The sequence below is a fragment of the Bradyrhizobium sp. BWC-3-1 genome (assembly GCF_032917965.1).
GTDB lineage: Bacteria > Pseudomonadota > Alphaproteobacteria > Rhizobiales > Xanthobacteraceae > Bradyrhizobium > Bradyrhizobium canariense_D.
Genome location: NZ_CP136625.1, coordinates 2,806,523 through 2,832,282, shown reverse-complemented (window position 1 = coordinate 2,832,282; position 25,760 = coordinate 2,806,523). Strand labels below are relative to the sequence as shown.

The window sequence follows — 25,760 nt, the reverse complement described above, 5'->3', positions numbered from 1 at the left end:
ATGCACTTATACAGGTGTTTTGCCCGACGGGTCAAACGAAATTAGCTTTATCAGAAATCAACGAGGCGCGCCTTACCCGCAGCCCGGGAACCTTGTTCCCTCATTAGCATTTGTGAAGGACGCGCCCCGACCGAGATCCCTCCTGCCATGACCGACGATGCCGTCAGCCCCACGAAATCCGCACCGTCGCTGTTGCAGAGGCTGGGGCCGGGTCTCGTCACCGGGGCCGCCGACGACGATCCGTCCGGCATCGCCACCTATTCGCAGGCCGGCGCGCAATTCGGTTACGGACTGCTCTGGACGGTATTTCTGACCACGCCGTTCATGATCGCCATCCAGCTCGTCAGCGCCCGGATCGGCCGCGTCACCGGCAAGGGGCTGGCGGCCAACGTCATGCAGATCGCGCCGCGCTGGGCGGTGCTGTCGCTCGTCGCCATGCTGGTCGCCGCCAACACCTTCAACATTGCCGCCGACATCGCCGCGATGGCGGAGGCGCTCTCGCTGGTGATCGGCGGCCTCAACCACGAGCACGCGCTGATCTTCGCGGCGGGCTCGACCCTGCTGCAGGTGTTCCTGCCCTATCGGCGCTATTCGCCGGTTCTGAAATTCCTCACCTTGGCGCTGTTCGCCTATGTCGCGACCGCCTTCACCGTGAAGATTCCGTGGAGCACGGCGCTGCTCGCGGCGGTGTGGCCGAAGACGAATGTCAGCGCCGACTATTTCATGATGGTCGTCGCCGTGCTCGGCACCACGATCAGCCCGTATTTGTTCTTCTGGCAGGCCTCGCAGGAGGTCGAGGAGATGAACCAGGGCAAGCGCGACAAGCCGCTGCGCGCGCTGAAGCGCGGCGGCAGTCTCGAGCTGGCGCGCATCCGGGCCGACACACTCTCCGGCATGCTGCTCTCCAACGGCATCGCCTTCTTCATCATCCTCACCACCGCCTCGGTGCTGCACGCGAATGGCGTCACCAACATCAACTCGGCGACGGAGGCCGCCGAGGCGCTGCGGCCGCTCGCCGGCGACTTCACCTTCGCCCTGTTCGCGATCGGCATCATCGGCACCGGCCTGCTCGCAATTCCCGTGCTGGCGGGCTCGGCCGCTTACGGCGTGGCGGAGATCTTCGGCTGGCGCGCGACGCTGGAGGCGAAGCCCGACGAGGCGGTCGGCTTCTACACCATCATCGCCGCCGCCACCATCATCGGCTTCGGTCTGGGGTTCACCGGCATCGACTCGATCCACATGCTGGTCTGGAGCGCGGTGCTCAACGGCATCGTGGCCGTTCCGATCATGGCCATGATGATGCTGATCGTCTCGAGCAAGGCGATCATGGGTCGCTTCAAGGGTCGGTCATGGCTCGTCGCGCTGGGCTGGCTCGGCACCGCGTTGATGGCGCTGGCTGTGCTCGCCCTGCTCGGCTCGTCATTGATCGGCTGACTAGCCTTTGCCTTGCGACAAGGCTGCCGAGATCTGCGAGGCGATGACGAGGGCCGCGAACACGGCCGGCACGCTGATGAAGCGCAGGAATTGGTCGATCGAAAGCATCGCTGTCTCCCCCAAGACAAAAACGTATACGCCCGCCGCGCTATTCCATCCCGTGCGCGACGTGCTGATCGGCCGTCAGAAACTGATCTGAAATGGCGGCTCCACTTATCGTGAGCAGCGCCAGGATCGAAATCACAGCCAGAAATCTCATGGCCGGAGGGTCGATCCCGATTGTGGCCAAAAAAGTCAGAGCATGGCGCCTTTTCAGGACGATCCCGGGCAAGATCATGGCTGTCCCCACCAGATTCCCCGCGTTTCTCGATAGAACGTTCGGAAGGGGCTTCCCTGCACACCTCGCCAGGCTTCACTGCGCAAGGCCGTTAGCCTAACAATCGTGGCTGGACCCGGGCTTGCGCCCGCCAAAGAAAAAAGCCCAGCCGGGCAACAGGGAGCGACATGACCAAATCGTCGAAAGCAACAAGTCTCGAAATTCTCGCCTGCGACGCCGGCTGGAGAAACTACCACTTCGTCAAGCTGACGACCGAGGACGGCATCGTCGGCTGGAGCGAGTTCGACGAGGGCTTCGGCTCGCCCGGCGTCGGTGCTGCGATCCAGCGCCTGTCTGCCCGCGTCGTCGGGCAGAACGTTTTCCGGCACGAGCGCATCTACGCCGAACTGTTCGCGGCCACGCGTCCCGCCGCCGGCGGCGTGGTGGCGCAGGCGCTCGGGGCGATCGAGAATGCGCTGCTCGATGCCAAGGCGAAATGTCTTGGTGTGCCCTGCTACGAACTGCTCGGCGGCAAGATCCGCGACCATGTCAGGGTCTATTGGTCGCATTGCGCAACGTGGCGGATCAATCACCCGTCCTGGTACAAGCCGCCGATCGAGAACCTCGACGGCGTCAAGGCAATCGGACGCGAGGTCCGCGAGAAGAAGTTCACCGCGCTCAAAACCAACATCTTCTCCTATGATGACGGCAAACCGACCGGTTGGCGACCGGGCTTCGGCTCGCCCTTCGCTCCCGAGATCAACGTCGATCGCAAAATCCTGCGCGATCTGCGCATGCATCTGGAAGCGATCCGGGACGGTGCAGGCCCCGACGTCGACATCTTGCTTGACTGCAACTTCAACGCCAAGACGGAGGGCTATCTGGAGATCCTGCGCACCATCGCGGACCTCGACATGTTCTGGATCGAGATCGACAGTTTCAATCCGGAAGCGCTCGGTTACATCCGCAGGCAAAGCCCGCATCCGATCTCGTCCTGCGAGACGCTATTGGGCTTGCGGGAATTCCTGCCCTATTTTCGCGAGCAGGCCATGGACGTCGCGATCATCGACACGCCCTGGAACGGCGTCTGGCAGTCGATGAAGATCGCAGCCGCCGCGGAAGCGTTCGAAGTCAACGTTGCCCCGCACAATTTCTACGGCCATCTCTGTTCGATGATGAACGCGCATTTCTGCGCCGCCGTGCCGAACCTGCGCATCATGGAGATCGACATCGATCGCCTGGCGTGGGACCACGAACTGTTCACGCATGAGCCCGACATTCAGAACGGCCATCTGGTCATTCCGGACCGGCCCGGCTGGGGCACCGATCCGAACGAGGAAGCCCTGCGCGCGCATCCGCCGAAGACCACCGGCGGATTGCTCAACTACGGCCGCAAAGGCTAGAGCGTCTTACGGCGTCACTGGATTCACGGTTGGGGACGTCTTCGGCCCCGGCCGCTCCGGCTCGATCGGGGAGTGCGGTTCGGTCGGGAGAATTTTGGCACCTGCGGCCCGCGCGGCTTCACCCGTGGTTGCGTACATCGCAACATGGGCGGGCTGCGTTTTGGCCCGATTCCATGGTCCGTGATCGACGATGAGCATCGCAGCAATCGTCAACGCGGCCACAATCAACGCGATTACGCCGGGATGGCGAAGCGCTGAGGACATGGAGTTTGCGAAGCGATCCGTTGCCATCGTGGAATCCATAGGCTTTTCCTCTCACAGGTTAATGCAATCGCGTCCTGCGAGTTCCGCCCTTGGCCAAGGCAAGTTCCAAGCGGATACGGAACCTGGTCGTCCCAAGGCGCTCAGTGTTTCACATCCGGCCGCGTATCGCCGACGAACCGGTCGCGGTTCGGCATTTTGACAGCCGCAAGCGATTTGGCATCGAGCGTCGCATCCGCCCCCACCAGCCCGTTCAGGTTCAGGATGTAGCCGGACACCGCATAAACCTCTTCATCGCTCAACGATTGCGGCGCGTTCTGCGGCATCGCGCGGCGGATGTAGTCGAACAGCGTCGGCGCATACGGCCAATAGCTGCCGACCGTGCGGACCGGCTTTGGCGTTGCGATCGTGCCCTGCCCACCGACGAGCCGGTCACCCAGCCCGCCCTCGCCTTTGTCGCCATGGCATGATGCACATTGCTGGGCGAACACCTCGCGCCCTTGGCTCACCGAGCCGCTTCCCTTCGGCAGATTGCTGCCGTCGCGTCCGATATCGATATTCCAGCCCGCAATCTCCGCAGCCGTCGCGGGCCGTCCGAGGCCGTACGGGGCTTGCGCCTGCGCTCCGCTCGGGAACGTACACAGCACAATGACGACAGCAATGCCGCAAGTCTCACGCCAGCGCATTGGTCACCTCGCCGTCAGCCGCGATGCGCCAGGGCCAGATCGCGTTATTGTGGTAGAAATAGTTCTCGCCGCGCACCGCGAGCAGCTCGGCCAGAGTCGGCTGCACATAGCCGGTTTCGTCAATGGCACGGCTCTGGATCACGGCAGGCTTTCCGTCCCACTGCCAGGGCAAGCGAAAGCGTGTCAACGCACGCGTCAGCACCGGCTCCTGCAATTGCGCGCTTTGCCAACTCTTTCCCTCGTCCACGGACATCTCGACGCGCGCGATCTTGCCATGCCCGCTCCAGGCGATGCCCGTGATCTCGTGGAAGCCGGGCGCGCTCAGACGTTGGCCGCCCGAGGGCCGCGTGATGATCGACTTCGCCTCCATGTAGAACGAAAATTCACGCGCGGTGCCGTCCGGCAGCAGGTCGGTGTATTTCGAGGTCTCCTCGCGCGAGTAAACCGGCTCCGCAGTCACATGCAGGCGCCGCAGCCACTTGACACTCATATTGCCCTCGAAGCCCGGCAGGAAGAGCCGCAGCGGATAGCCCTGCTGCGGACGCAGCCGCTCCCCGTTCTGGCTGTAGACCAGCATGGCGTCCTCGAGGCATTTCTCGATCGGGATGCTGCGCGTCAGCGCAGCCGCGTCGGCACCTTCGGCGACGATCCATTTGGCATCCGGCTTCAATCCGGCCTCCTGGAGCACCAGCTTGAGGCTGACGCCGGTCCATTCTGCACAACTGACCAGACCCACGAGGTCCGACGCGGTCTTGCCGTAAGGCTTGCTGTAGCCGGGATTGCCGGAGCATTCGAGAAAGTGGACGCGCGATTCCGACGGGAAACGCCTGAGATCATCCATTGTAAAAATCAGCGGGCGCTCGACCAGCCCGTGCAGCATCAACCGGTGCTGGGCCGGATCGATGGTCGGAACGCCGCCATGGTGCCGCTCGTAGAACAGTCCGTTGGGCGTGATGATGCCGTCGAGCTCCTGCAATGGCGTACGGCTGGAGGCCGAGATGTACTGCTTGAGCGTCTTCGAGATGTTCTTGATGACGCCGTTCTCGAAGGGTGACGGCGCGCCGTAGGGCTGGCTTCCCATCGGTTCGCCGGGCGCCTTCATCCATTCGGGAATGTTGGGTGGAAGGTTGTCGGTCTCGGCGGCAACCGATGCGCGGGCGCCCAGGACGGTACCACCCGCCACCGCAGCGCCGCCGCCCAGAAAGCGGCGGCGAGTCGTCCCCGCGGGTTTGTCGAATGTTCTGCTCATTTGCGGATCCTCGGCTGAAGCGCGACCCGCATGAAACATTCTGCGACGAGCATTTGCAATTCGCACCTGTTTCAAAAACGGGCGATTTCCATCTGGACTGATCTACATCCGGTGGCGACGACGGCAGTTCTCTTCTTCGCAATGCACAAACGGCTCGTCCGTCACTCGCCCGGCGCGATCGCATTGCTCGGGGTCGGACGGTCGGCGATCTGTTGGCCGAACAGGCTGCCTATCAGTTCGACCGCGGTGCGCGCGGTGCGGCCACGCTCGTCGAGGAACGGATTGAGCTCGACGATGTCGACTGATCCGACCACGCCGGAATCATGCAGAAGCTCCATGATCAGATGCGCCTCACGATAGGTCGCGCCGCCCGGCACAGTCGTGCCCACTCCGGGTGCGACGCAGGGGTCGAGAAAATCGACATCGAAGCTGACATGCAGCACGCCGTTGCTGGCCCTGACGCGCTCGATGACGCGGCGGATCAGCACGGCGACGCCGAACTCATCGATCTGCCGCATGTCGACAACCCTAATCCGGCGCGTGCGGATCAACTCCTTTTCGAGCTTATCGATTGAGCGCGCGCCGAACAGGTCAAGCCGATCGGGACCGATCGGGGCACGGGGATCATCGCCGAGCAATCCGTCGAGGCCGGGTTCGCCGCAAAGGAATGCCGCCGACATGCCGTGCATGTTGGCGGTGATCGTCGTCTCGGGCGTGTTGTAGTCGGCATGTGCATCGAGCCAGAGCACGAACAGCTCGCGTCCGCGCTCCTGCCAGTGACGGGCCATGGCATTCACCGATCCCATCGACAACGTGTGATCGCCGCCGAGAAAAATCGGCAGCGCGCCGGTTTTCGCGATCTCGTAGCCTCTGTGACTCAGCACGCGCGTCCAGCGCTGGATTTCGCGGTAGTGATTGGCTTTGTCGGGCGGCCTGTCTGCGAGGTCCCGGAGCTCCGCCACGGAGAGATCGCCGTAATCGACGACCTCGAAATCCAGGCTCTCGAGCAGCGTCGCAAGGCCGGCGGTGCGGAGCGCCGCAGGGCCCATCAGGGTACCGCGCTGCGAAGCCCCCATGTCGATGGGAGCGCCGAGCAAGGCGATACGCCGGGCTCGATCCGTCGTGGTCGGGTCGGTCACAGCTGTCTCCTGAGATCAGCAAGATTGAGCCAGCCTAACAGAGATTCGCATCCGTCGTTTGACGGGGGGCGGTCCGCGCAGGGGCGCATCATCTCGGAACAAAAGCCCGCGCGCCGAATTGCTCATTCAAGGCCGGTACCCGCCGTAAAAACCACGGCGCCTGTCGCGGATAGCCAAAGGTCAAGCGACCCGCTGTTCAGAACGAGCGCTCGCGCGGATAGCCAAAGGTATCGGCCTCCGTCACATGATCAGCCCGGAGGTCGCGCACTTGAGCACGGAGATCCCGCAATCCACCTCGCATCCCGGCATGGCCGAGCGCGCCATCGACGCAGCGACGGACGTATCCCACACAGTCGGCGAGATCGCAGGTGGCCTTCATGCTGCTGTCGACCGCATAACCTCCGCAATCGACGAAGCGCGAAAGCCCGGCCGGCCCCTCGCGACCGTCGCCGCGATCACGCGCGAAGCGCCGCTCGCCAGCCTGTTCGTTGCTTTCCTGTTCGGCGTCGCGGTCGCGCGTCGGCGCTAACGCATGTGCTCAGGAAGCGGCTGCCGCCTGATGTCCGGTTTACCGGCAACACAGTCGCCGCAGAGAGCAGCGGACCTGCAGCGATTGGGATCACGCAATAAGCGAGACCTCCCCCGACTGATTTCATCTTACATTGTCGCGCCGATCGGTTGTTTGTGAAAATCTCGTCCATACCATCAGTTTAGTAGAGACGGTCGGCTTCGGATCAAAAGCACACGCATTCAATTGACCTTCGGCAAGGGCCAAAAGCAGCTCAAGCCTTCCCGTGAGAGGACGGTGCAGTCCACTCCGGCTGTGAGCATCGATTAGCCCGAAAGGTGCCGAACGCACCGTTGTGCTCTTCGTTCCTGGATCGGCTTTCACTCGCGTCAGGGGACAGCTAATTGAGCTTATGCCGCAACTCCTTGGCCACCGCGGAGTTCGGTGATGACCTCCTTCTCGCGAGGCAATTGCGGATGCTCCAAACAGGGCGGGACTGCGGATTGCTGCCGCCGATCCGGCCAGTACGACTGGCGAGTATGCTGCTGGCGATCGTCTAGCGCTCATGTGCGCCACTCCTGCTGATCCGAGATCCGCTGTCGTTTAGCTGGTTTGTTCTTGGCGCTCAGCCCAGTTAGGCCTCAATCGTAGCTCCTCCATTTCGATCCTAATCGGCACCAGAATTGAGCTGCCGATGACAATAAAGGCGTGCAGTAGCGGTGCACCCGACGGACCCGGACCTCTCCCCATGAAGGTCGGCGCCCGGGCCTACAGAAAAACAGACCATGCGGTCCTCTGCGCCGGTAGGCTGATATCTACTCCCGTCTGAGCTGCCACAGACACCTCCAGAGTTGTATTGCAGTCTCGCTGGCGAAGATCAGATCGCGCTCTCGCCCGGGCCAAGTGCGCTCTGTGAATGGAATGCACCGCTGGAGCGCGCAATAGGAACAATTCAAAAAACCGTGAGTTGGATTGCAAGAAATCCGAAAAGCGAGAGAGGGTGATGCGATGACGCGGTCCGTGGAGGAATTAAGACGTGAGTCCGAGCGAAGTCGCGCTCAGTTGGCCGCTACGGTCGATCGGCTGAAAGAACAGGTCTCGGAGACGGCCGAGGACATCCGCCTCAAGGTCTCGCCGCAGCACATCAAGTCGGAAGTATCCGACTACGTCACCCATACGACAAAGGGCTGGGTCGACGGACTGAAACAGCAAATCATGGACAACCCTATGCGAGCGGTGGCCGCCGGGACCGCGGTGGCGATTCCACTTCTGCGCTTGGCGCGCGGTGTCCCCCTGCCGCTTTTAATGATCGGTGCCGGCTTGGCGCTCACCTCGAAAACCGTGCGAGTCCGCGCCTCCGAGGTTTCCGGCCCTGCGATGGACAAGGCGGGCGAGGTTTTCGAGGACATGGCGGGCCGAGCGCGCGCCATGCAAGGCGATCTCAGGGATCAACTATCTTCCGCCAGTAATCAGGCCGCCAGCATGGCCGATATCGCGCAAGATTCGACTGCCGGTCTCGCGGCGGATTTGCGCGCACGGGCTACCCAGGCCGCCGACACTATTGGCGAGAAGCTTAAGAGCGGGGTGGATGCGGCGAAGGACGGTGCCTCCGCAGCGAAGGACGCGGCCGGCAGAGCGCCCCAACAAGCTCGCGCGATTATCAGCGATAATGCCGCGCTGATCGCCGGCCTTGGCGTGGCGATGGGAGCCATCGTCGCAGCCGCTCTTCCGGAAACCAAGGTTGAAGCCAAGGCAATGGGCCAGACGAGCGACGGCGTGAAGCGGGCCGCTGCCGAGGCGGCTCAATCGGGATTTGACGCGGCAAAAGATGCCGCAGTGTCGGCAGCCGACGCGGCAACAAGCAGGGTCGCTGAGGCCGGCCTCGGTGAGCATGCCAGCCGCATGACTCAGAACCTCGCTGACTCCCTCAAGACAGCCGCCGACGACGTCGTCGGAGCCGCTTTCAATCCCTCCCGCAATTCCAATACCTGAAGGAACGCATCATGAGCGATCTAGACCTGAGCAGAAACACGAATTCAAATGAAGATCGGAACGCGGGATCTCCCAAGAACCTGAAGGACCAAATGGCGGAGGCTGGCGCAACTGTGAAGCAGCGGGCCGACGAGGCCTTCCGCGCAACCGCTGATGTCGCCCAGGACAAGTTCAAGGAAGCCGGGGATGCGGCCAAGGACCTCGCTTCGGGGACCATGGACCAGATTCGCGGCCAGGCACGCGAGCAGCAGCGGACTGGAGCCGAGTTCATTGAGCGACTTGCCGGCAATGTTCGGGAAGCGGCTCGCGCCTTCGAGAGCGATGTGCCTTTTGCCGCCCGCGGCATCAACTCCGCCGCGGACTATGTTGAAGATACCGCCGAGAAGATCCGCAACGGCAGCTTCCGCGATCTCCTCGATGGCGCAACCGATTTCGCGAAGCGTCAGCCAGCTGCTTTCCTCGGCGTCTCGGTGCTCGCCGGTTTCGCCGCCGTCCGCTTCTTGAAGGCCTCCGGCGGTGACTCGCCTTCATCGCGACCTGGAACGAACAGTGGAACGTCCTCGACGCAGGGCGACGAATGGCGCGGAACCACGTCTTCCGCCAAGGCCGGTCACGCATCAATGCAGGGCTCATCGGCGCCCGGCAACAATCCGCAGCGAACAACGTCCTTCAAAGGCGGCAGCGTGTCATGACCATTCAGCATGATATCGAGACAAGCCAGAACGATCTTCGGACCATCTCCACGCTGGTAGCCGAAGCGATGGGCCAGTTCGCCAAGCTGTTCCAGAACGAGATCGACTTGGCCAAGGCTGAACTCAGCGACAGAGCGCAGAAGATAACGGGAGCAGCAGGCCTCCTTGCCGGTGGCGCTCTCCTGGTGATCCCTGCCCTTGTGATGGCGCTGTTGGCGCTGTCCGCGGCGTTGATCTCCGCGGGATGGTCTCAACCGCTTTCCTACCTGACATCCGCGATTGTCGCTGGCGCCATCGCGGGCGTGCTGTTTGCGGTCGGCATCAACCGGCTGGACGCCCGTAATCTTGCGCCGCGGGAGACCATCCGGCAGCTGGAAAAGGACAAGGACACTGTGAAGGGAATGGTCCGATGAGCAGCACGCAAACTGGCTTTTTCGATAGTCTGGTCGCAGCGGCCAAGGAAAATCCCCTCGCCGCCGTCCTTATTGGAGGCGGCGCGCTGTGGCTTATGGCTGGTGACGACAGGATCAAGGGCGCGGCTCGGTCCACGGCGGCTGCCGCGTCCGGTGTGGTCGATGGCGGAGTGAGCACGATGCGGACTGCGGCATCGGCGCTCCAGCGCACTGCGGCGCCTCCCACGGCGCCCGAAATGGATCACGTAGGGTCACTCGATGGCGACGATACGTTGCGGTCAGCCAAGGGCGCCGCATCCAGCGTTCTGTCAGACACCGCCGACAAGATGAGGGCCCAGTTTGAGAGCGGCGTAGAGATGGTGCGGGACGGCTTCGCCAAAGTAGGCGACCAGGTTCCGGGCGGCGAAGCCGTCTCAAAAGCAAAGTCGTCGTTGTCTGATATGCTCGAAAAGCAACCGCTGGTGCTTGGCGTCGTCGGCTTGGCCATCGGCGCTGCAGTCGCAGGGGCATTTAGAGCAACCGACATCGAAAATGAGTATGTCGGAGAGACCAGCGATGCTGTGAAGGCCGACCTGAACAGCCGTGTTGGTGCCGTCTCGCAGGCGTTGCGCGAAAACTCCGACACGCTGTTGGCAGAGGTTTCCGATACCGGCGGCGAGGCTCTGGATCGGATCAGGCAGACCGGGATCGATGCAGTCGAAGCAGCCCGTGAAAAGGCCAAGTCGTCCTGATGTGCTGTGGCCACGAAGAGTCGTCGCGGCGTCCGCGGCGACTCTTCCGAATTATTCCGCGTAAATCAGTGCATCATCCAGGTGGCCAGCTCGCGCTCCCCGATTCGTGATCAGCGCTCCTCGTAGCAGTAGATCCGCTTCGGGGATGCTGTGCGCGCTGTCGGTAAGAACAGCTCCTGGTCATCGCGATGACCGCTTGTGGTCACAGTGCCAAGATCTCAACGTCAGCAACTCTGGTCCGTCATGCCCTGATAAGCGGACCTCTTGGGAGGGGCCGACACTTCGCCGATAAGCCAGATACGGAAGATCGATCAGCTTTCTGGTTTTCCCGTCAGCGGCCGTCCTGCGACTTGAGCGATGTCGCGGGAACCTTCATCGAAGCTCAAGTGTTCAGGCGGCACTGACGGCGGCGCACTCGGCTGCGAGGAATTGCCGCTCGAATGCTTCCGCCGGCATCGGACGGCCGAAGAAATAACCCTGGCCTTCCTCGCATCCCATGCTCACCAGGAAGTCGGCCGTCGCGCGATTCTCGATGCCTTCGGCCACGACTGTCAGTCCGAGCTGTTTGCTGAGGCCGATGGTCGACCCGACGATCGCGGCATCGTCGGAATCCGCGAGCAGACCGAACACGAACGACCGGTCGATCTTGAGCCCGTCGAGCGGAAACTTCTTCAAATAGCTCAGGCTTGCATAGCCGGTGCCGAAATCGTCGAACAGGACGCGGACGCCGAGCTGCTGGATGCGTTTGAACATGTCGAGCACGCGCGCTTCATCATGAAGCAGGATGTCCTCGGTGACCTCGAGCTCGAGCAGCGACGGTGTGAGCCCCGTCGCTTCGAGCATCCCCGCAACCGAATGCGCCAGATCGCCGGAGTGCAACTGCGAGGGCGACAAATTGATCGCGACGCGCACTCTGTCGCCGGACAATTCCCAGGCGCGTGCCTGCCGGCAGGCGGTCTCCATCACCCAGTTTCCGATCCGCTCGGACAGGGCCGAGCTATTGACCACCGGCATGAACTCTCCTGGCGAAACGTAGCCGCGCACGGGATGCCGCCAGCGGATCAGCGCTTCGGCCCCGACCAGGCTGGCGTCGACCAGGCGAACCTGGGGCTGGTAGAACAGCTCGAACTCGCCGCGATCGGCGGCAAGCGCCAATTCACTCTCCAGCGTCAGCCGGTTCTCCAGCTCCTCCCGGATCGCGCTCTCGAAGATCACATGGCTGCCCCGCCGGGTCAGCTTTGCCTTGCTCAGAGCGAGATGGGCATTGCTCAGGAGATCGTCGGCGTTGTGCCCGCCTTCCGGATGGATGGCGACGCCGATGCTGATTCTGACGCGATGCTGCCGCGTGCCGGTCGCAAGCGGCGCTTCGAAGGCGCGCGCGATGCGCTCGGCGAACTCTGCGATTGGCGGGTCGCCATCGGCGCCTTTGCGCGCAATGGCGAATTCGTCTCCGCTAAGCCGGGCAACGACAGCGCCGCGCGCCTCGGCTCTCAGGCGACCAGCGACCGCCTGCAGCACGAGATCTCCGGCCGAATGACCCAGCATGTCATTGATGCTCTGGAAGCCGTCGAGCCCGATCACGAGCAGGGCGACCTCGCAAGGGCGCTGCCCCGCATCCGCGATCATGCCGACCAGCCCTGCATGCAGCGTGTTGCGGTTGGCAAGACCGGTCAGTGCGTCGTACTCGGCGAGATATCTGACGCGTTCGGCCTCACGCTTGCGGACCGAGATATCGCGCAGGATGGCTCCGTACTGGAAGCCGTCCGTTCCCTGCCAGCCCGAGAAGCTCGCCTCGACCGGGAAAGTTTCACCGTTCTTGCGCCGCCCTTCGAACTCGACGACGACCGCCCCGCCAGGGACCAGGAGGGCCTGGCGCGCGGCGTCGCGCATGGACGGCCTCGCGTCACCGTCCACCGACACGGCGCACAGCGTTTCGAACGGGCGGCCGATGATCTCGGCGGGCATATAGCCGAAGGTCGCACTGGCGCCGGGATTCCACACGGTGATCAGCTGACCTTCGTCGGTGCAGACGAGGCCATCGCCGAGCGACATCGCGATACGATGAAAGCGGCTTTCGGCGATGCGCCCCAAGAGACCGCGGAAATCGATTTCGTCGAGTGCGATCGCCGTCAGATAAGCCACAATCGCGATGTGGAACAACGATGTGTCGATGATGAAGGGCCATCTTGCTTGCACCAGGACCGCCAGCAGCTCGAAAACCGCCCCGGCCGAGATCAGGATTGCGGCGCGAATTCCCGGTCCGAAGCGGCGCCACGAATACACCATCAGCAGGCAGATCCCAGCGAGACCCAGGATCATGCCGGTATCGGAGGTCCAGCGCAGCATCCGGTTCTGGAGGATCGATTCCGCTGCCAGCGCCTGGAGGATGGGTCCGGAGATAATACGGCCATTCGGAACGCTGAAGCGGTCGCCGAGCTCGAGCGCCGTCGCTCCAATGATGATCTTCTTGTCTCTCAGCTTGTCCAGAGCGGCGGTTTCGCCGCGGAGCACGTCGACATAGGAGACACTCGGAACCGAGTTCGCCCGAATGCTGAAATCGATCAGGAAAGGCGGCCGCCGATTGGCGTTCTGCCCGGCCAGCACGACGGCCATCGACGGCATCACGGCATCGCCGAGCTTCTCGCCGAACGGATAGCGGCGAACGAGCCCGTCGGATTCGATCGCGACATTGACCAGCGCCGGCCACGACTGGTTGCCGAACGGCTTGAGGGGGCGATTGATGTGAGCTGCGCCGCCATTCGGCGCGGGCTGCTTGAAGGACGGCAGGATGGTCGAGCCGCCGGCCTTACGCAACGCGTTGACGAAAGCCTCGTCGGAGGCGGGATCGGATGGCGAGCTGAAATCGACGTCGAAAGCGACGTCCTGCGCCCCCGCGGCCTCTAACCTGTGCAACAATTCCGCGTGCAGCCGGCGCGGCCAGGGCCACACCCCGATCTGGTCGATCGAGGGCGCGTCGATGGCCACCACGACGACGTTGCCGCTCGCGGCACGCGATTGCCATGCGAACCGCAGGTCGGTCAGCGCGTTGCGAAGCGCACCATGCCACCCCGTGGACAGCACGGTCGCCAGCGCGGTCACGACTAGAATATGCGGACGATAGCGCGTCACTCCGATCCTCCCGCGCACCTGCTTCTGCAGGTACGCCCCCTCATCCCCTACGAAATCGCCTCAGTGCTTGTTGTGGCCAAAGGCATTGCCGTGGCCATTGCTGCCGTTGCCGCCGCCGTTGCCGTTGCCGTTGCCGTTGCCGTTGTTGCCCCTACCGTTACCGGTGGCGCCGTTGTTGCCGTTACCGTCGCCGGAATTCCCATTGCCGGAATTGCCGTTACCGGAGTTGCCCTTGGCGGGGTTGGACTTGCCACTGGAATTTCCACTGCCGCCGCCAGAGCCGTCGCTGGACGCACCGGCCGTCGTCGCGGCTATTGTCGTGCTGGCGGCCGAGGAGCTGGTGCTGCCAGCCGTCACGCCGCTGCTCGTGGTGACCGCAGTCTGGCCGGTGCTGTTGGATGCCGTCGTGCTCGCTTTCGAGTCGCTCCAGACCGTCTCGGTGCCGGCGTGCGCGTTGCGCACTTGTCCGGGGGCACCGCCGCCGTGGGCGAGCCCGTGCGTGACCTTGTGGACGTTGAGCTTGACCTCGCCCAGCGAACTCGAGATGCGCACGACGCCGGGCTTTGCAGCACCGCCCTTGGACGCGTGAGCTCCGGCCGCCGGTTGCGATGGCTTGAGCGCGCCGGCCGCCTTGGCGCCCTTGTCGATCGGACCGAGCGCATGGATCGCATGGCCGCTCGCGGCGTTGCGCGGGGCCGACAGACCCGATTTCGGCACCGGGACGCGCTCGATGCTCGAGGCGCGCGGCTTGCCGTGCTCGATCGGATTGAAGGTACCGGAGCCGCTCAGAGAGAGGCCGGGCTTGCCATGCTCGAAGACGGTGGCGGCCTGCCCCGGCAGGACCTGGGCGATCTGCCCGGTCTTGAAGTCGGAGACCTCGACTTGGCCGCGAAGCACGCCCACCTTGGTGCTGCCCGCATTCACGGTGACGCTGAACTGGGTGCCCTTGACCACGGCGGCGAGATAGGGCGTCTCGACCTCGAAGTGCTTGACGTTGCGCTTCTCGACCTCGAGCAGGATCGAGCCCGCCTGCTGGATGATGGTGGTCGAGAGACCGTCCTTTTTCTCCGTCGGCAAGCCGACCACCGAGTTGGGAGAGATCAGGATGGTCTCCTCGCCGCGGACGAGGAGCACGCGGCCATTACGTCCGGTACGAATGGTGTCGCCGGGCTTGAGCGCCTCCTGCTGACTCAAGGACACTTGCTGAGCGCCGCTGGTGGCGACCCACACCTCGCCGGTGGCCTTGCCAACCGACCAGACGCCATCATCCGCAGCGGATGCGGCGGAAGCCGTTCCCAGCATCAGCGCAGCCGCCAAGGCGCACCGCATTCCAACCTTGTTCAGCATGACGATCCTCAGTCCGCGTTACAGCCGGCCTTGAGGGGTATCCGAAATCACTCAACATAGGATTAGCGGGAAGCGGCCAGCGGAGCGGTCGCGTTAACCATTCGTTGACCATAAAAAACTATGAAAAATCATGTGGCTAACGAACCCTTATAGCATCAGGGGCACATCTCCGTCGAACTACGGGGACAAGCGAGTCGCGCGCGTTGGGAAGCGGCATCTCATTACCACAGCGGTGCTGTTGGCGCCGATCTTCGCGGGAGTTCCTCAGGCTTTCGCGCAGCAGGCGAACCAGCCGGGGTTCGATCCGCGCCAACCTCAGAAATATTTTGAGAACCAAACCGAGCGGGAATCGCTGAGCCGTCCGCCGGTCAGGCTCCCGACAGTCGACCAGCCCAGCACCGGCGGCGATACCAAACCTCAATTCGTGCTGCGCGGCGTCAACGTCAGCGGAGCCCGCGCCGTTTCCCCCGATCGCATCGCCGCGGTCTACCAGCCCTATGTCGGCAAGAAGGTTTCGCAGGCGGATCTCGCCGCGATCGCCGGCGCGATCAGCGATCTCTACCGTGCCGATGGTTTTCACTTGAGCCGTGCGATCGTGCCGCCGCAGGACATTGCCGACGGCCTGCTCCGGATCCAGGTGATCGAAGGCGCCATCGTGCAGGCCGAGCTGAAAGGCGATGGCGCCGAGCAGTTCGGCGTGAGACCGATGCTTGGGCCGGTTCTGGCTGAGCAACCGTCGCGCCTGGCAACGCTGGAGCGTCAGCTCTTTCTCGTCAACGGCAGACCTGGCGTCCGGATCACCGATACCGCACTGGAGGAGATCGGCGGTGCAACCGGCCGCTTCCGCCTCATTGTCTATTTGAAGACCTGGCACGTCTTCTCGTCGTTCGGTCTGGACAATCTCGGCTCATCATCAGTCGGTCCGTGGCAGACCTATGCGACCGGCGCGTTCAACTCCTATCTCACGGCCGGCGACACGCTGGCGGTCAACCTGTCGACCATCGCCAACGACCCCCGCCAGCTTGGCTTCGCGCGGCTGTCCTACGACGCACCTGTCGGCGTCGACGGCGTGCGTCTCGGCGGGTCCGTGTTGTACAGCGCGGTTCGGCCGGGCGATGCCCGCCGCCTCGACAGCGACATCACCACGACCGAGGCCTTCGAGCTGCGTGCCAGCATCGTCCCATTGCAGTCGCAATCCTCCTCGCTGACCCTGACCGCGGCGACGACCTTCAGCAACGTGTCCGAGCATGACCTTTACGGCCCCTGGTACAACGACCACATCAGGACCGCGAGCCTGACCGCCGACTACCGGCTCCAGGATCATTTCGGCGGCACCAATTTCGCGACGCTGACCTACCGCCAGGGCCTCGACATCTTCGGTGCCTCGCATTTCGACGACGACCTGTTGTCGCGCGACGGCGCGTCATCGAACTTCTCCGTGCTGAACCTCTGGTTCACGCGCTACCAGACGCTCAACGACGTCTGGTCGCTCAAGCTCTCCGCTGCGACCCAGACGGCGTCACGGCCGCTGTTCACCTCGCAGCAATTCTATCTCGGCGGCGCTGCCTTCGGGCGCGGCTATGGCGCAGCCGAGATCAGCGGTGACAACGGTCTTGCCGGCTCGCTCGAACTGCGCTTCGACCAGAAGCTCAATTTCCGCTACTGGACCGGCTATCAGCTCTACGCCTTCGGTGACGCCGGTGCAGTCTGGAACCACGGTTACCGCCTGAACGAGGGTCTGTCGCTGACCTCGGCTGGAGCTGGCGTGCGGTTCTTCCTGCCGGACGATTTCCAGGCCGATCTCGGCGTGGCCGTCCCCCTAAGCTACCGGGCGCCCGACAACGAGCGCCGCAGCCCGCGCTTTCTGTTTACTCTGTCAAGCGCATTGCGGCTCTGCTCCGAACGCGGCAAGGGCGGCTGTCTGTAAACCCTTGTCCTTCGCGCTGTAGCCCCCGACATGCGGCCCTTTTTTGAGCCCAGCGCACAGTCTTGCCTAAATTTAATCCCGTAACCTGCTCACGATCTCTCGATCCGGGAGTTCCCAATGGCCATGTTCAGTCAAAAGTGATTTGAGACGGAACCATGAAGAGGGTGTTTGCAGTTCTGGCGTTTCTCTGCGTCCTCGGCGTCGGCCAGTATTTCGTCGTCAGCCGGTTCGCGATCCGCCATGAGGTGTTGCCCCTGTTCGACGCCGCCCGCCAGCGGCCGATTGCGGTCGAAATCGCTGTACGGCGCGACTACGAGACCAAGGCCAATCTTGGCCTCTGGAAGCTCCCGCTCGCCATCATCAGCAATGGCAATACCGTCAAGGCCACTGAATATTCCTTCCTGGCCAACGTGCTCGCCGCACGCGGTTATCTCGTCGCCAGCATCCAGCAGGATCTGCCGAGCGATCCGCCGCTGATGACCAAGGCCGGTCAGCAATATGTCGGCCGGCGCGAGGTCTATATCCGCTGCGAGGCCAACATCCTCTTCACCCTGGGCGAGTTGAAGCGGCGGCAGGAGAATGCCGACTACGACCACATCACGCTCGTCGGCCATTCCAACGGTGGCGACGTTTCGATGTACGTCGCCCATCAGCACCCGGAGCTGGTGTCGAAAGTGATCACGCTCGACAATCTGCGGGTGCCATTCGTGCTTAGCGACAACATGAAGATCCTGTCGTTCCGCTCGAAGGATCCGCAATTTGTAACCGATCCCGGCGTGCTGCCGACGCCGGAAGAGGCCAAGGCGCGCGGCATCGACATCATCCATACTGGCGCACAGCATACCGAGATGAGCGATCGCGGTCCCGATGCGGTCAAGGAGAAGATCCAGGCGACACTCGACCGCTTCCTGCGCGACAGCGCCAGCAGCGCGCTCGCCCCGGCCGATACACGAAGCCCGATGATCATGAACCCCGGCGACTATTAGTCCGGCCCCTTTGCGGCAGATCAAGGCTGCCGCAAGCCTACCCCGATAGAAAGAGCCTCGCCATCTCGGAGAGGCACGTGTCGCACTCCATCGAAAGCCTTGATACGAAAAGAATCGATACGACAAGCTTTGGCCTACCCGCGGCAAGGACGCCGAGATTCGCCCGGCATCTCTATCGTTCGGCTCGCAAGCTGCTGCGGTCGATCATCGCCCGCATCGACCTCTCGCAGTTTCCGGGTTCGTGTTGCGGATGAGGACGGCGTCGCTAGCCAACAACACACAGGGTTGCCCTATGCACCGGCATTTGAGACGAATTTGCCTGCTGGTTGCCGTGGCCTTGAGCGTGGGCACGTCGTCCGCTCTCGCCGCCGATCCAGATCACGGCGCCGACCTTGCGAGGCGCTGGTGCGCCAGCTGCCATGTCGTGGCGAACGGCCAGACTCAGGCGAGCGCCGACGTCCCCTCTTTCGTGTCCGTTGCGCGCAGGCCTGACTTCAGTTCGGAAAGACTCGCCTTTTTCCTGCTAGACCCGCACCCGAAGATGCCGAATTTCCCCTTGAGCCGGATCGAAGCCGCCGATATCGCGGCCTACATCGCATCGCTGCGTTAGCAGAGCGACCGATTGGTCAAGACACCTGCGACAGATGCAAATCCCTGCCTGAGAACCGACAGGGATCAGCGGAAAGGATGATGGGCGGCGAATGAGGTCCATTCGACGGCCCATCATACCGATACCAGTGGCGGATATTCACGCCGTGCAAGTCCAATCTGTGGACGCGCCGTGAACATACCGAGAATTAGGACTTGCCCTTCCCCGGTTGCATCAGACTACCGGTCATCTGGCGCATGTGGTCTCCGGCACTGGTGAACTGGCTGCGCAGGAAATCCGATTGGATTCGCATCGCCTCCTGAAGGTCGGTCGCATGAACGAGCTTGCGGGCATGCTCGAACGCCGACTTCATGTTCTGCTCGGTGAAAGCGAGCGCCTGCTTCGACACGTCCGCCCCCGCGCCCGGAACGGTCGTCATCGATTTGGTGGCGGCTTCGAAAAACATGCCGAACGCCTTTTCCGCCTGGTCAATCGTCTTCTCGGCCAGGTCGCGCAGTTCGGCCGGAACTTCGAGCTTCGGTTCGATCATGGTCGCACTCCTCCCGTTTTCAGAACTGAATACCACACTTGCCGGATCGCCTGCCAGCGTCCAGCCCCGGGGAAGACGTCGCCCGGCGGCCGGCTGTGGCAGGAATACGAAGGGCAAGGCGTAAAGCCGGCGCGCAGGCTGGCTCACGACAGGGGGTGTTCGGGGAGGGTTTCTTCGGTGGCGAGGTCCTCGACGAGCTTGATGACCTCGAAACGCTGCCGGGGCGCAAGCTTCAGAAAGGCGCGGAGCAGGCGCAGGCTTTCGACGGTGCCGCTTGCAGGCGCGCCGAGCTTGAGGTGCAGCTCAGCTGCGAAATTGAGGTTCTTCATCTCGCACCTATGACAAGCATCGGACTTCGTGATCCAACATCGAGGTCCCAACTAAGAACCCAACGCCACAACCGGATGCTATAACCGGATGCTATGGCGACGGCGCGCCTTCCGCCCGGGGGGAAGCCCGGTGTATTCGCACGCCGAGCTACATGTGCAAGCGCGCACACCTGAAGAGGTTGTAACTATGTCAAGAAACAACCCCTCCGGCAAGCCTAACGGTTGGCGCAGCGATGCTTCGTCTGCATCGCACCACGGCAATTCCGGATAACAGGAATAGGGCCGGCCGTCACCCACCTGCGTCAAGAAGCGGCATCGATCAGGCATACAGCCTCGATTGCCGTCAATCGACGCTGCGTTTCGTGTTGTTTCGGATGTGAATGGACGTTGGTGGACGCGAACCAGTGCTTCTTCAGTGTATACACGTAATTGTTGAATCTGGCGTCGGCGGTTGTATCGTCGACGAAATAGGCGTCGATCTCGCGCTATGGATCGGCAGCCACAGCGCGGCCTTCTGACCAAGAGACAAACTATGACGTTTGGATTTCATCCAACCCGTCCCCTCGAGCTCTTGGACTTGGACCTGCCTCTTCGCATCAGGATTCATCGGGCCGCATTTGTTTCCGGCCGTGAACTGTTTTCGAGGAGCAAACGACAAAGCGGTGGCGTAACAGTCACGCAGATCACGGGCGCCGTGGCCGATGCATTGATCGATTCGGGCGCCCCAGCACCAAAGGACGACGGCATGCTTTCTCGCTGCGATCTCACCAAGGGCGCCGCAGTCGCGCTTCTCACCTTCTCGACACAAAGCGCGTGGGCGCAGGAGACCAGGATGAACCTGTTCAAGATCGTCACCATCAAGGATGAAATCGTCGTCGGATTGTCGACGGAGGAGCTTCAGGCCCTCGGCGGCAATGATGCGAGCGCCGTTGCACATGCTCTGGCACAGAAGGGCGATCTCACCGTCTGGCAATACAACGTGCATCGCGGTCCGAACGGCGAATTGCAGCAAACGCCGACCGCCAGAATCGGGCTTTTGGCCAACGCCTCGCTGCGGGTCGAGCCCTATGCCACGACCTACCAGATCCTACCGCATCCCTAAGCAGCGGACCGGCGCGCCCGCGACCGTGGTCGCGGGCGCGTTGTCATCTTCGTTGCCCTGCACGCAGTCTCCCCGTTTCCGTCGCAAAGCCATAGATCAGTGCCAACCGGTCCAGGCATTCACGGAAACGTCGGCCAAAATAGTCGATCCAGCGCTGCGTACGGAGGGCGCGACGCTGGCCGATCTCGTCCATGGTCAGGCCCAGCACCAACACGTCGTGCACTAGCGCAGCGCCGTCTGTGCCGAGTTCGCGCTCGATCCGGTTCAGCCGCAGCACCGCCTGGCGTTGGCTCTCGGTGACCGGCTCGCGCGTACGCGCGCCATCGACATATTCGCGAGTCGGGTCCATTGCCTGAGGGCCTCGCTCGGCCTTCTCCCAATCGTCCTGGAAGGCGCGCCCGCCGCGATACTGCGCCTCGTCGATCTGACGGTGCGCATGCAGCCGGCCGAGCGGATCGCTGCGGATCGACCGCACGGCCATAATCTTCTCGCCGGGGTCGAGCGCCAGCGGATTGTCCACCTCGACTTCCGCCACCTCCGCATTGAACGGTATCTCACGTGAGCGTCGGTCGTAGACATTCGCCGATTTAAAGGAACTGTTGCGTCGGACACGTGCCACTCGGATACTCCTTGCGAATTGACGATTGAACGGACGGTCGTGGGGTCACGCGGCAGAGACCAGCCTCAGCACGACGGGGCCGGCGACGCGGGCGGATCCAGCTCCGGCGCGGCGCGTCAGGCGCGCATGCGGCGTGCAATAGCTCGAGCCCGGCTCACTTGGATGGCCGCAGAAGGTAATCTCCTCCCCGTCCTTGTCGCCACCATAGGGATAGCGACAGTCCTCGGCAGCGAGTTCGACCAACGGGACCAGGCGCGGCTGGACGCCGACGCAGCGCAATTTGACCTGCGCGGCAGGCTTCATCGCAGATTTCGGCGGCAGGTTCAGTAACGCGGGACGGTGCGGGATGATAAGACAGGCTCCAGACGGCAGCACCGGCACGATCGACGGGCTCGTCATCCGCACCTGCACGATCAGCCCGAGCCGCTTGGCGCGGCCGACCACCGCGTTGCGCGTGTAAGCCGTTCCGAACCTTGCGTTAATCTGTCTTCCGATCTCCGCATAAGACAACCCCTTGAGAAAATAGTCGCGAAGCGCGTCGGAGTGCTCCGACGGCCAATGGCCCGGTTCCATGCTGCTGTCCTGTGATGCGCCTCCTCCGATCGCACGACCGCGAGGCGGAGCCTACATTCCGGTATTCCGAAGTCGAAGTCAAGCGATAATTCTGATATTCATAATTGCATCAATTCCGAATTTCGGATTACAAGAGACGGACGATGGACAATCGAGGGAATCACCATGTTGGACGCTGCAATGATCGAACGGGGCCTGGAAAAGACGGGCAAGAGCAAGGGCGGCCTGGCGGCTGCCATGGGCGTACGCCCCGGCGCTGTCTCGGAGATCCTCGGCGGCGAACGCCTGGTGAAGGCTTCGGAAATCATTCCGATCATGGAATATCTCGAGCTCAATCTCGCGCCGATCATGGGCCGCGTGGGGGCCGGTGCCGTGATCGAGCCGGATTATGAGCAGGTTCCCCCCGAAGGCCTTGGCGACATCGCGCTGCCCTTTCCGATCATGGAGGAGACCATCGCATTCGAGATCGTGGGCGATTCGATGCTGCCCAAATACGAGAGCGGCGACGTAATCGTAGTCTACAAGGATCAGCGCCATCCCCTGTCGAGCTTCTACGGCGAGGAGGCCGTGGTCCGGCTCAAGACCGGCGAGCGCTATCTGAAGACCATCGAACGAGGCAAATCCCCCTCCGTCGTCAATCTCAGCAGCTTCAATGCCAAGCAGATCGTCGGCGTGAAACTAGAGTGGGTCGGCGAGATCTGCCTGTCCATGCCCAAGGGGCAGCTGGAGCGGCTGCGCGCCAAGTCGGCGCGCCCGCGCAAGAGGAGCAAGTAGGCTGCAATTCCGTTTTTACGAAATTCACCTTGACTTGATTCCGTTTTTCGGAAATACTCTGCCGTCCCGACCATGGGCACGGCAGGATCGTTTCATGCAGTATTTCGTCGTGATGATCGACTATGGGCGCCGCGGCCGCGAGGCAGTGGTCGACCCTGAAATCACCAGGCGCGAGGTCATTTCCCGCGTTGCCTCAGGGGAATATCGGAATATCTCGTTCATCCAGGAAATCGTGGAGAATTCGGTCGAAGACGTGACCGAGGCGATCCTCGCTGAGGCTGCCCTGCCCCGGATCCCGCCCGAAGAAGTCGACCTCCAGGCTCTCCGCCTCGATCACGCCCGCGATCTGCGTAAGCACGAGCGGACATAACGCAGGCCCAGGGCCGACCTTTTCCGTTCCGATCGAATCGGAACGGGCTCTGGATTTCTTATTTTGACGCGTTTTCTCTACGCGAACCGGAATCCAGTTCGCTCGAAAACGCTCTGCCAGCCTGCGCCACAGCCCGGTCGGAGATCACACCGTGAGGACGGTCGATCCCGTGGTCTTGCGCGCGGCGAGATCTGCATGCGCCTTTGCGGCGTCCTTCAGTGGATAGGTCTGGTGCACCTCGATCTTGACCGCGCCGGACTTGACGACGTCGAACAGCTCGCCCGCCATCGCGACCAGGCTCTCACGCTTGGCGGCGTAGGTGAACAGCGTCGGCCGGGTGACGTAGAGCGAGCCCTTCTGCGCCAGCAGACCGAGATTGAGCGGCTCGACGGCGCCGGAGGACGCACCGAACAGCGCGGCGACGCCGAGCGGCGCGAGGCAGTCGAGCGACTTCAAGAACGTGTCCTTGCCGACGGAGTCATAGACCACCGGCACCTTCTTGCCGCCGGTGATCTCGTCCACGCGCTTCACGAAATCCTCGCGGCTATAGATGATGACATGGTCGCAGCCATGCGCCTTGGCGAGCTTGGCCTTCTCGTCGTTGCTGACGGTGCCGATCACGGTCGCGCCGAGATGCTTGGCCCACTGGCAGAGAATCAGGCCGACGCCGCCGGCGGCCGCATGCAGCAGGATGGTGTCGCCGGCCTTCACCCGATAGGTCTGCCGGATCAGATATTGCGTTGTGAGCCCCTTCAGCATCATCGCCGCCGCGGTCTTGTCGTCGACACCGTCCGGCAGCTTCAGCAGTCGGTCGGCCGGGATCAGCCGCGCCTCGGAATAGGCCCCGAGTGGCGAGGCGCCGTAGGCGACGCGATCGCCCGGCTTCAGATCGGCGACACCGGGCCCGACCTCCTCGACCACGCCAGCAGCCTCGCTACCAAGCCCACTCGGCAGTTGCACCGGGTAAAGGCCCGAACGATTGTAGATGTCGACGAAGTTGAGACCGACGGCGGTATGGCGGATTCGTGCCTCGCCTGGTCCGGGCTTGCCGACACTGACCTCCTCCCAGACCAGCACTTCCGGACCACCAGTCTTGTGAAAGCGAATGGCATGCGTCATGGGCGTTGCTCCCTTATCGTTGAGGTCAAAGTCCGAATATCGGATCGGGCTTTGAAATAGGTATTTGGTCCACCCGTCACAGTACAGAGACGTAACAAGAATGTCACAGCGAACGACAAACCTCCGCCGTTCCGCCTCTGTTCGAAAGAGTTGATGTCGGCCTTTCGCCGGCCGGCAGTAGCCTTCGCGCGGGTTTGGAGGTCGTCTGCGAAGGAGAGCCGAGATGCCAGCTTATGTACAGCATCATCAGGATATCGAGATCGCGCCTGTGATTTGCCCTGCTTGCATGGGGTTCCTTCCAATGTATGTGCGCGAGGTCGAACCGCATTGGAGTCTTGCCACGATCGACTTCGTCTATGAATGCGCCGATTGCGGCGCCGAGGTCAGACAGACGATCCGCAAGCCGGAGTTGCTGCGGCACTGATCCCGCGGCCGGTTGGCCGCCCGACTATTTGCGTTGAGCGGAAAAAACGCCCATTCGCGCGGGTCTGGCCTCTCCCAAACGAGGCTTGTTCTTTGCCGTGAACGCAGGCAGAACAAGCCTCAATCAAGACCTTTGGGAGCGCCTTTTCGTGGCTGAACAGAAGCCCTCGACAGCGATCGAGGCGGTGGAGAGCGGCCTCGCCGCGCAAGGCTACATCGCGAGCCGGCAGATCGCGACCGCCGTCTATTTGTCGCAACAGATCGAGAAGCCGATCCTGGTCGAAGGCCCCGCGGGCGTCGGCAAGACCGAGCTTGCCAAGGCGATCGCGGCCTGGCGCGGCCTGAAGATGATCCGCCTGCAATGCTACGAAGGCCTCGACGAGGCCAAGGCGCTCTATGAATGGAAATACGCCAAGCAGCTTCTCTACACGCAGATCCTCAAGGACAAGCTCGGCGAAGTCCTCGGCGGCGCGCAGACTTTGCACGCTGCACTTAATCAGCTCCACGATTTCGGTGACGTGTTCTTCTCCAAGGAGTTCGTCGAGCCGCGGCCGCTCCTGCAAGCGCTGGAGCAGCCGGGCGGCTGCGTGCTCCTGATCGACGAAATCGACAAGTCGGATGCGGAATTCGAATCGCTGCTGCTGGAAATTCTCTCCGATTTCCAGGTCACGATCCCCGAACTCGGCACCGTCTCCGCGATCACGCCGCCAACGGTGATCCTCACCTCCAACAGCGAGCGCGATCTCGGCGACGCCCTGAAGCGGCGGTGCCTGCATCTGCACATCGGCTTCCCCGAGCAGCGGCTCGAGGAGCGCATCGTCGAGAGCCGCGTCCCCAACATTTCGCAGACGCTGCGGCGGCAGATGGTCGGCTTCATCCACGAAATCCGCTCGCTCGACCTGAAGAAGCTGCCTTCGGTCAGCGAGACCATCGACTGGGCCCGCGTGCTGGTGCTCTTGCAGGCCTCGGAGCTCGACACCGAGATCGTCAAGGACACGCTCAACGTACTCCTGAAATACGAGGCCGACATCGAGGCGGCTCAGCCTCAGATTACGACCTTCATTGCCAAGGCAGCACGATCCAACGTCTTCGGTTGACG

General features: G+C 62.7%; 26 protein-coding genes. 15 read left to right on the top strand and 11 right to left on the bottom strand.

Translation table 11 applies throughout. The features are described 5' to 3' along the window. Positions 1-147: 147 nt before the first annotated feature. Together RX329_RS13640 and RX329_RS13635 are read left to right on the top strand one after the other, a co-directional pair. Complete coding sequence (locus RX329_RS13640) at positions 148-1,434, top strand: divalent metal cation transporter (protein ID WP_317245937.1); 1,287 nt, start codon at positions 148-150, stop codon at positions 1,432-1,434. Between the two features lie 504 nt (positions 1,435-1,938). Then, positions 1,939-3,153, top strand: a complete 1,215-nt coding sequence (locus RX329_RS13635) for a mandelate racemase/muconate lactonizing enzyme family protein (protein ID WP_317245936.1) — start codon at positions 1,939-1,941, stop codon at positions 3,151-3,153. A gap of 6 nt (positions 3,154-3,159) precedes the next feature. Here RX329_RS13635 and RX329_RS13630 read toward each other — a convergent pair whose 3' ends face one another. From RX329_RS13630 to rocF, 4 genes are all read right to left on the bottom strand, one after another. Then, entirely contained in the window at positions 3,160-3,456 is a 297-nt protein-coding gene (locus RX329_RS13630) for a hypothetical protein (RefSeq protein WP_018454872.1), read from the bottom strand. Between the two features lie 101 nt (positions 3,457-3,557). After that, positions 3,558-4,100 carry a cytochrome c gene (locus RX329_RS13625; RefSeq protein WP_317245935.1) on the bottom strand — a complete coding sequence of 181 codons (543 nt, stop codon included), beginning with the start codon at positions 4,098-4,100 and terminating at the stop codon, positions 3,558-3,560. Next, positions 4,087-5,349, bottom strand: a complete 1,263-nt coding sequence (gene soxC, locus RX329_RS13620) for a sulfite dehydrogenase (RefSeq protein ID WP_317245934.1) — start codon at positions 5,347-5,349, stop codon at positions 4,087-4,089. Before soxC ends, RX329_RS13625 begins: the two co-directional genes overlap by 14 nt. Before the next feature lie 161 nt (positions 5,350-5,510). Next, on the bottom strand, positions 5,511-6,488 hold the full coding sequence (gene rocF, locus RX329_RS13615) for an arginase (protein WP_317245933.1): 978 nt from the start codon (positions 6,486-6,488) through the stop codon (positions 5,511-5,513). 244 nt (positions 6,489-6,732) lie between these two features. On the opposite strand from rocF, the gene RX329_RS13610 reads away from it, so the two are divergent. From RX329_RS13610 to RX329_RS13590, 5 genes are all read left to right on the top strand, one after another. After that, positions 6,733-7,017: a hypothetical protein gene (locus tag RX329_RS13610; RefSeq protein WP_085384818.1), complete on the top strand. Its 285-nt coding sequence runs from the start codon at positions 6,733-6,735 to the stop codon at positions 7,015-7,017. A gap of 987 nt (positions 7,018-8,004) precedes the next feature. After that, the gene (locus RX329_RS13605) at positions 8,005-8,988 is read left to right on the top strand and encodes a DUF3618 domain-containing protein (protein ID WP_317245932.1); all 984 of its coding nucleotides are present in this window, start codon (positions 8,005-8,007) and stop codon (positions 8,986-8,988) included. An 11-nt stretch (positions 8,989-8,999) separates the two neighbouring features. Beyond that, positions 9,000-9,680: a hypothetical protein gene (locus RX329_RS13600; protein ID WP_201263829.1), complete on the top strand. Its 681-nt coding sequence runs from the start codon at positions 9,000-9,002 to the stop codon at positions 9,678-9,680. Continuing rightward, positions 9,677-10,093, top strand: coding sequence for a phage holin family protein (locus tag RX329_RS13595; RefSeq protein WP_085361068.1), 417 nt, complete (start codon positions 9,677-9,679; stop codon positions 10,091-10,093). Before RX329_RS13600 ends, RX329_RS13595 begins: the two co-directional genes overlap by 4 nt. Further along, on the top strand, positions 10,090-10,824 hold the full coding sequence (locus RX329_RS13590) for a hypothetical protein (RefSeq protein WP_085361067.1): 735 nt from the start codon (positions 10,090-10,092) through the stop codon (positions 10,822-10,824). Before RX329_RS13595 ends, RX329_RS13590 begins: the two co-directional genes overlap by 4 nt. 390 nt (positions 10,825-11,214) lie before the next feature. On the opposite strand, the gene RX329_RS13585 is transcribed toward RX329_RS13590, so the two are convergent. Beyond that, positions 11,215-13,953 (bottom strand): EAL domain-containing protein, encoded by a 2,739-nt coding sequence (locus tag RX329_RS13585; protein WP_317245931.1) that lies wholly within the window; start codon positions 13,951-13,953, stop codon positions 11,215-11,217. A 60-nt stretch (positions 13,954-14,013) separates the two neighbouring features. Beyond that, complete coding sequence (locus tag RX329_RS13580) at positions 14,014-15,300, bottom strand: FecR family protein (protein WP_317245930.1); 1,287 nt, start codon at positions 15,298-15,300, stop codon at positions 14,014-14,016. A gap of 130 nt (positions 15,301-15,430) precedes the next feature. On the opposite strand from RX329_RS13580, the gene RX329_RS13575 reads away from it, so the two are divergent. The 3 genes from RX329_RS13575 (at position 15,431) to RX329_RS13565 (ending at position 18,823) form a co-directional block, all read left to right on the top strand. Beyond that, positions 15,431-17,227, top strand: coding sequence for a ShlB/FhaC/HecB family hemolysin secretion/activation protein (locus tag RX329_RS13575; protein WP_317245929.1), 1,797 nt, complete (start codon positions 15,431-15,433; stop codon positions 17,225-17,227). Between the two features lie 155 nt (positions 17,228-17,382). Beyond that, positions 17,383-18,213: an alpha/beta fold hydrolase gene (locus RX329_RS13570; RefSeq protein ID WP_085350638.1), complete on the top strand. Its 831-nt coding sequence runs from the start codon at positions 17,383-17,385 to the stop codon at positions 18,211-18,213. A 292-nt stretch (positions 18,214-18,505) separates the two neighbouring features. Further along, positions 18,506-18,823, top strand: coding sequence for a cytochrome c (locus RX329_RS13565; protein ID WP_317245928.1), 318 nt, complete (start codon positions 18,506-18,508; stop codon positions 18,821-18,823). Positions 18,824-19,010: 187 nt separating this feature from the next. Here the strand turns inward: RX329_RS13565 and RX329_RS13560 are convergent, their stop codons facing one another. Both RX329_RS13560 and RX329_RS13555 read right to left on the bottom strand, forming a co-directional pair. Beyond that, positions 19,011-19,352: a phasin gene (locus RX329_RS13560; protein WP_007601491.1), complete on the bottom strand. Its 342-nt coding sequence runs from the start codon at positions 19,350-19,352 to the stop codon at positions 19,011-19,013. Positions 19,353-19,495: 143 nt separating this feature from the next. Beyond that, positions 19,496-19,681, bottom strand: coding sequence for a hypothetical protein (locus RX329_RS13555; RefSeq protein ID WP_007612798.1), 186 nt, complete (start codon positions 19,679-19,681; stop codon positions 19,496-19,498). A gap of 745 nt (positions 19,682-20,426) precedes the next feature. Between RX329_RS13555 and RX329_RS13550 the strand changes: the two genes are divergently transcribed. After that, the gene (locus RX329_RS13550) at positions 20,427-20,783 is read left to right on the top strand and encodes a hypothetical protein (RefSeq protein ID WP_317245927.1); all 357 of its coding nucleotides are present in this window, start codon (positions 20,427-20,429) and stop codon (positions 20,781-20,783) included. A 43-nt stretch (positions 20,784-20,826) separates the two neighbouring features. Here the strand turns inward: RX329_RS13550 and RX329_RS13545 are convergent, their stop codons facing one another. Together RX329_RS13545 and RX329_RS13540 are read right to left on the bottom strand one after the other, a co-directional pair. Continuing rightward, entirely contained in the window at positions 20,827-21,402 is a 576-nt protein-coding gene (locus RX329_RS13545) for a hypothetical protein (RefSeq protein WP_317245926.1), read from the bottom strand. A 45-nt stretch (positions 21,403-21,447) separates the two neighbouring features. Then, positions 21,448-21,975, bottom strand: coding sequence for a GcrA family cell cycle regulator (locus RX329_RS13540; protein WP_317245925.1), 528 nt, complete (start codon positions 21,973-21,975; stop codon positions 21,448-21,450). A gap of 165 nt (positions 21,976-22,140) precedes the next feature. Between RX329_RS13540 and RX329_RS13535 the strand changes: the two genes are divergently transcribed. Further along, complete coding sequence (locus RX329_RS13535) at positions 22,141-22,749, top strand: helix-turn-helix transcriptional regulator (protein WP_007612810.1); 609 nt, start codon at positions 22,141-22,143, stop codon at positions 22,747-22,749. A 94-nt stretch (positions 22,750-22,843) separates the two neighbouring features. After that, positions 22,844-23,119: a hypothetical protein gene (locus RX329_RS13530; protein ID WP_085395314.1), complete on the top strand. Its 276-nt coding sequence runs from the start codon at positions 22,844-22,846 to the stop codon at positions 23,117-23,119. A 144-nt stretch (positions 23,120-23,263) separates the two neighbouring features. Here RX329_RS13530 and RX329_RS13525 read toward each other — a convergent pair whose 3' ends face one another. Then, entirely contained in the window at positions 23,264-24,238 is a 975-nt protein-coding gene (locus RX329_RS13525) for a quinone oxidoreductase (RefSeq protein WP_317245924.1), read from the bottom strand. A 223-nt stretch (positions 24,239-24,461) separates the two neighbouring features. On the opposite strand from RX329_RS13525, the gene RX329_RS13520 reads away from it, so the two are divergent. Further along, positions 24,462-24,662, top strand: coding sequence for a hypothetical protein (locus RX329_RS13520; RefSeq protein WP_085350632.1), 201 nt, complete (start codon positions 24,462-24,464; stop codon positions 24,660-24,662). A 148-nt stretch (positions 24,663-24,810) separates the two neighbouring features. Next, positions 24,811-25,758 (top strand): AAA family ATPase, encoded by a 948-nt coding sequence (locus RX329_RS13515; protein WP_007601482.1) that lies wholly within the window; start codon positions 24,811-24,813, stop codon positions 25,756-25,758. Positions 25,759-25,760 lie beyond the last annotated feature (2 nt).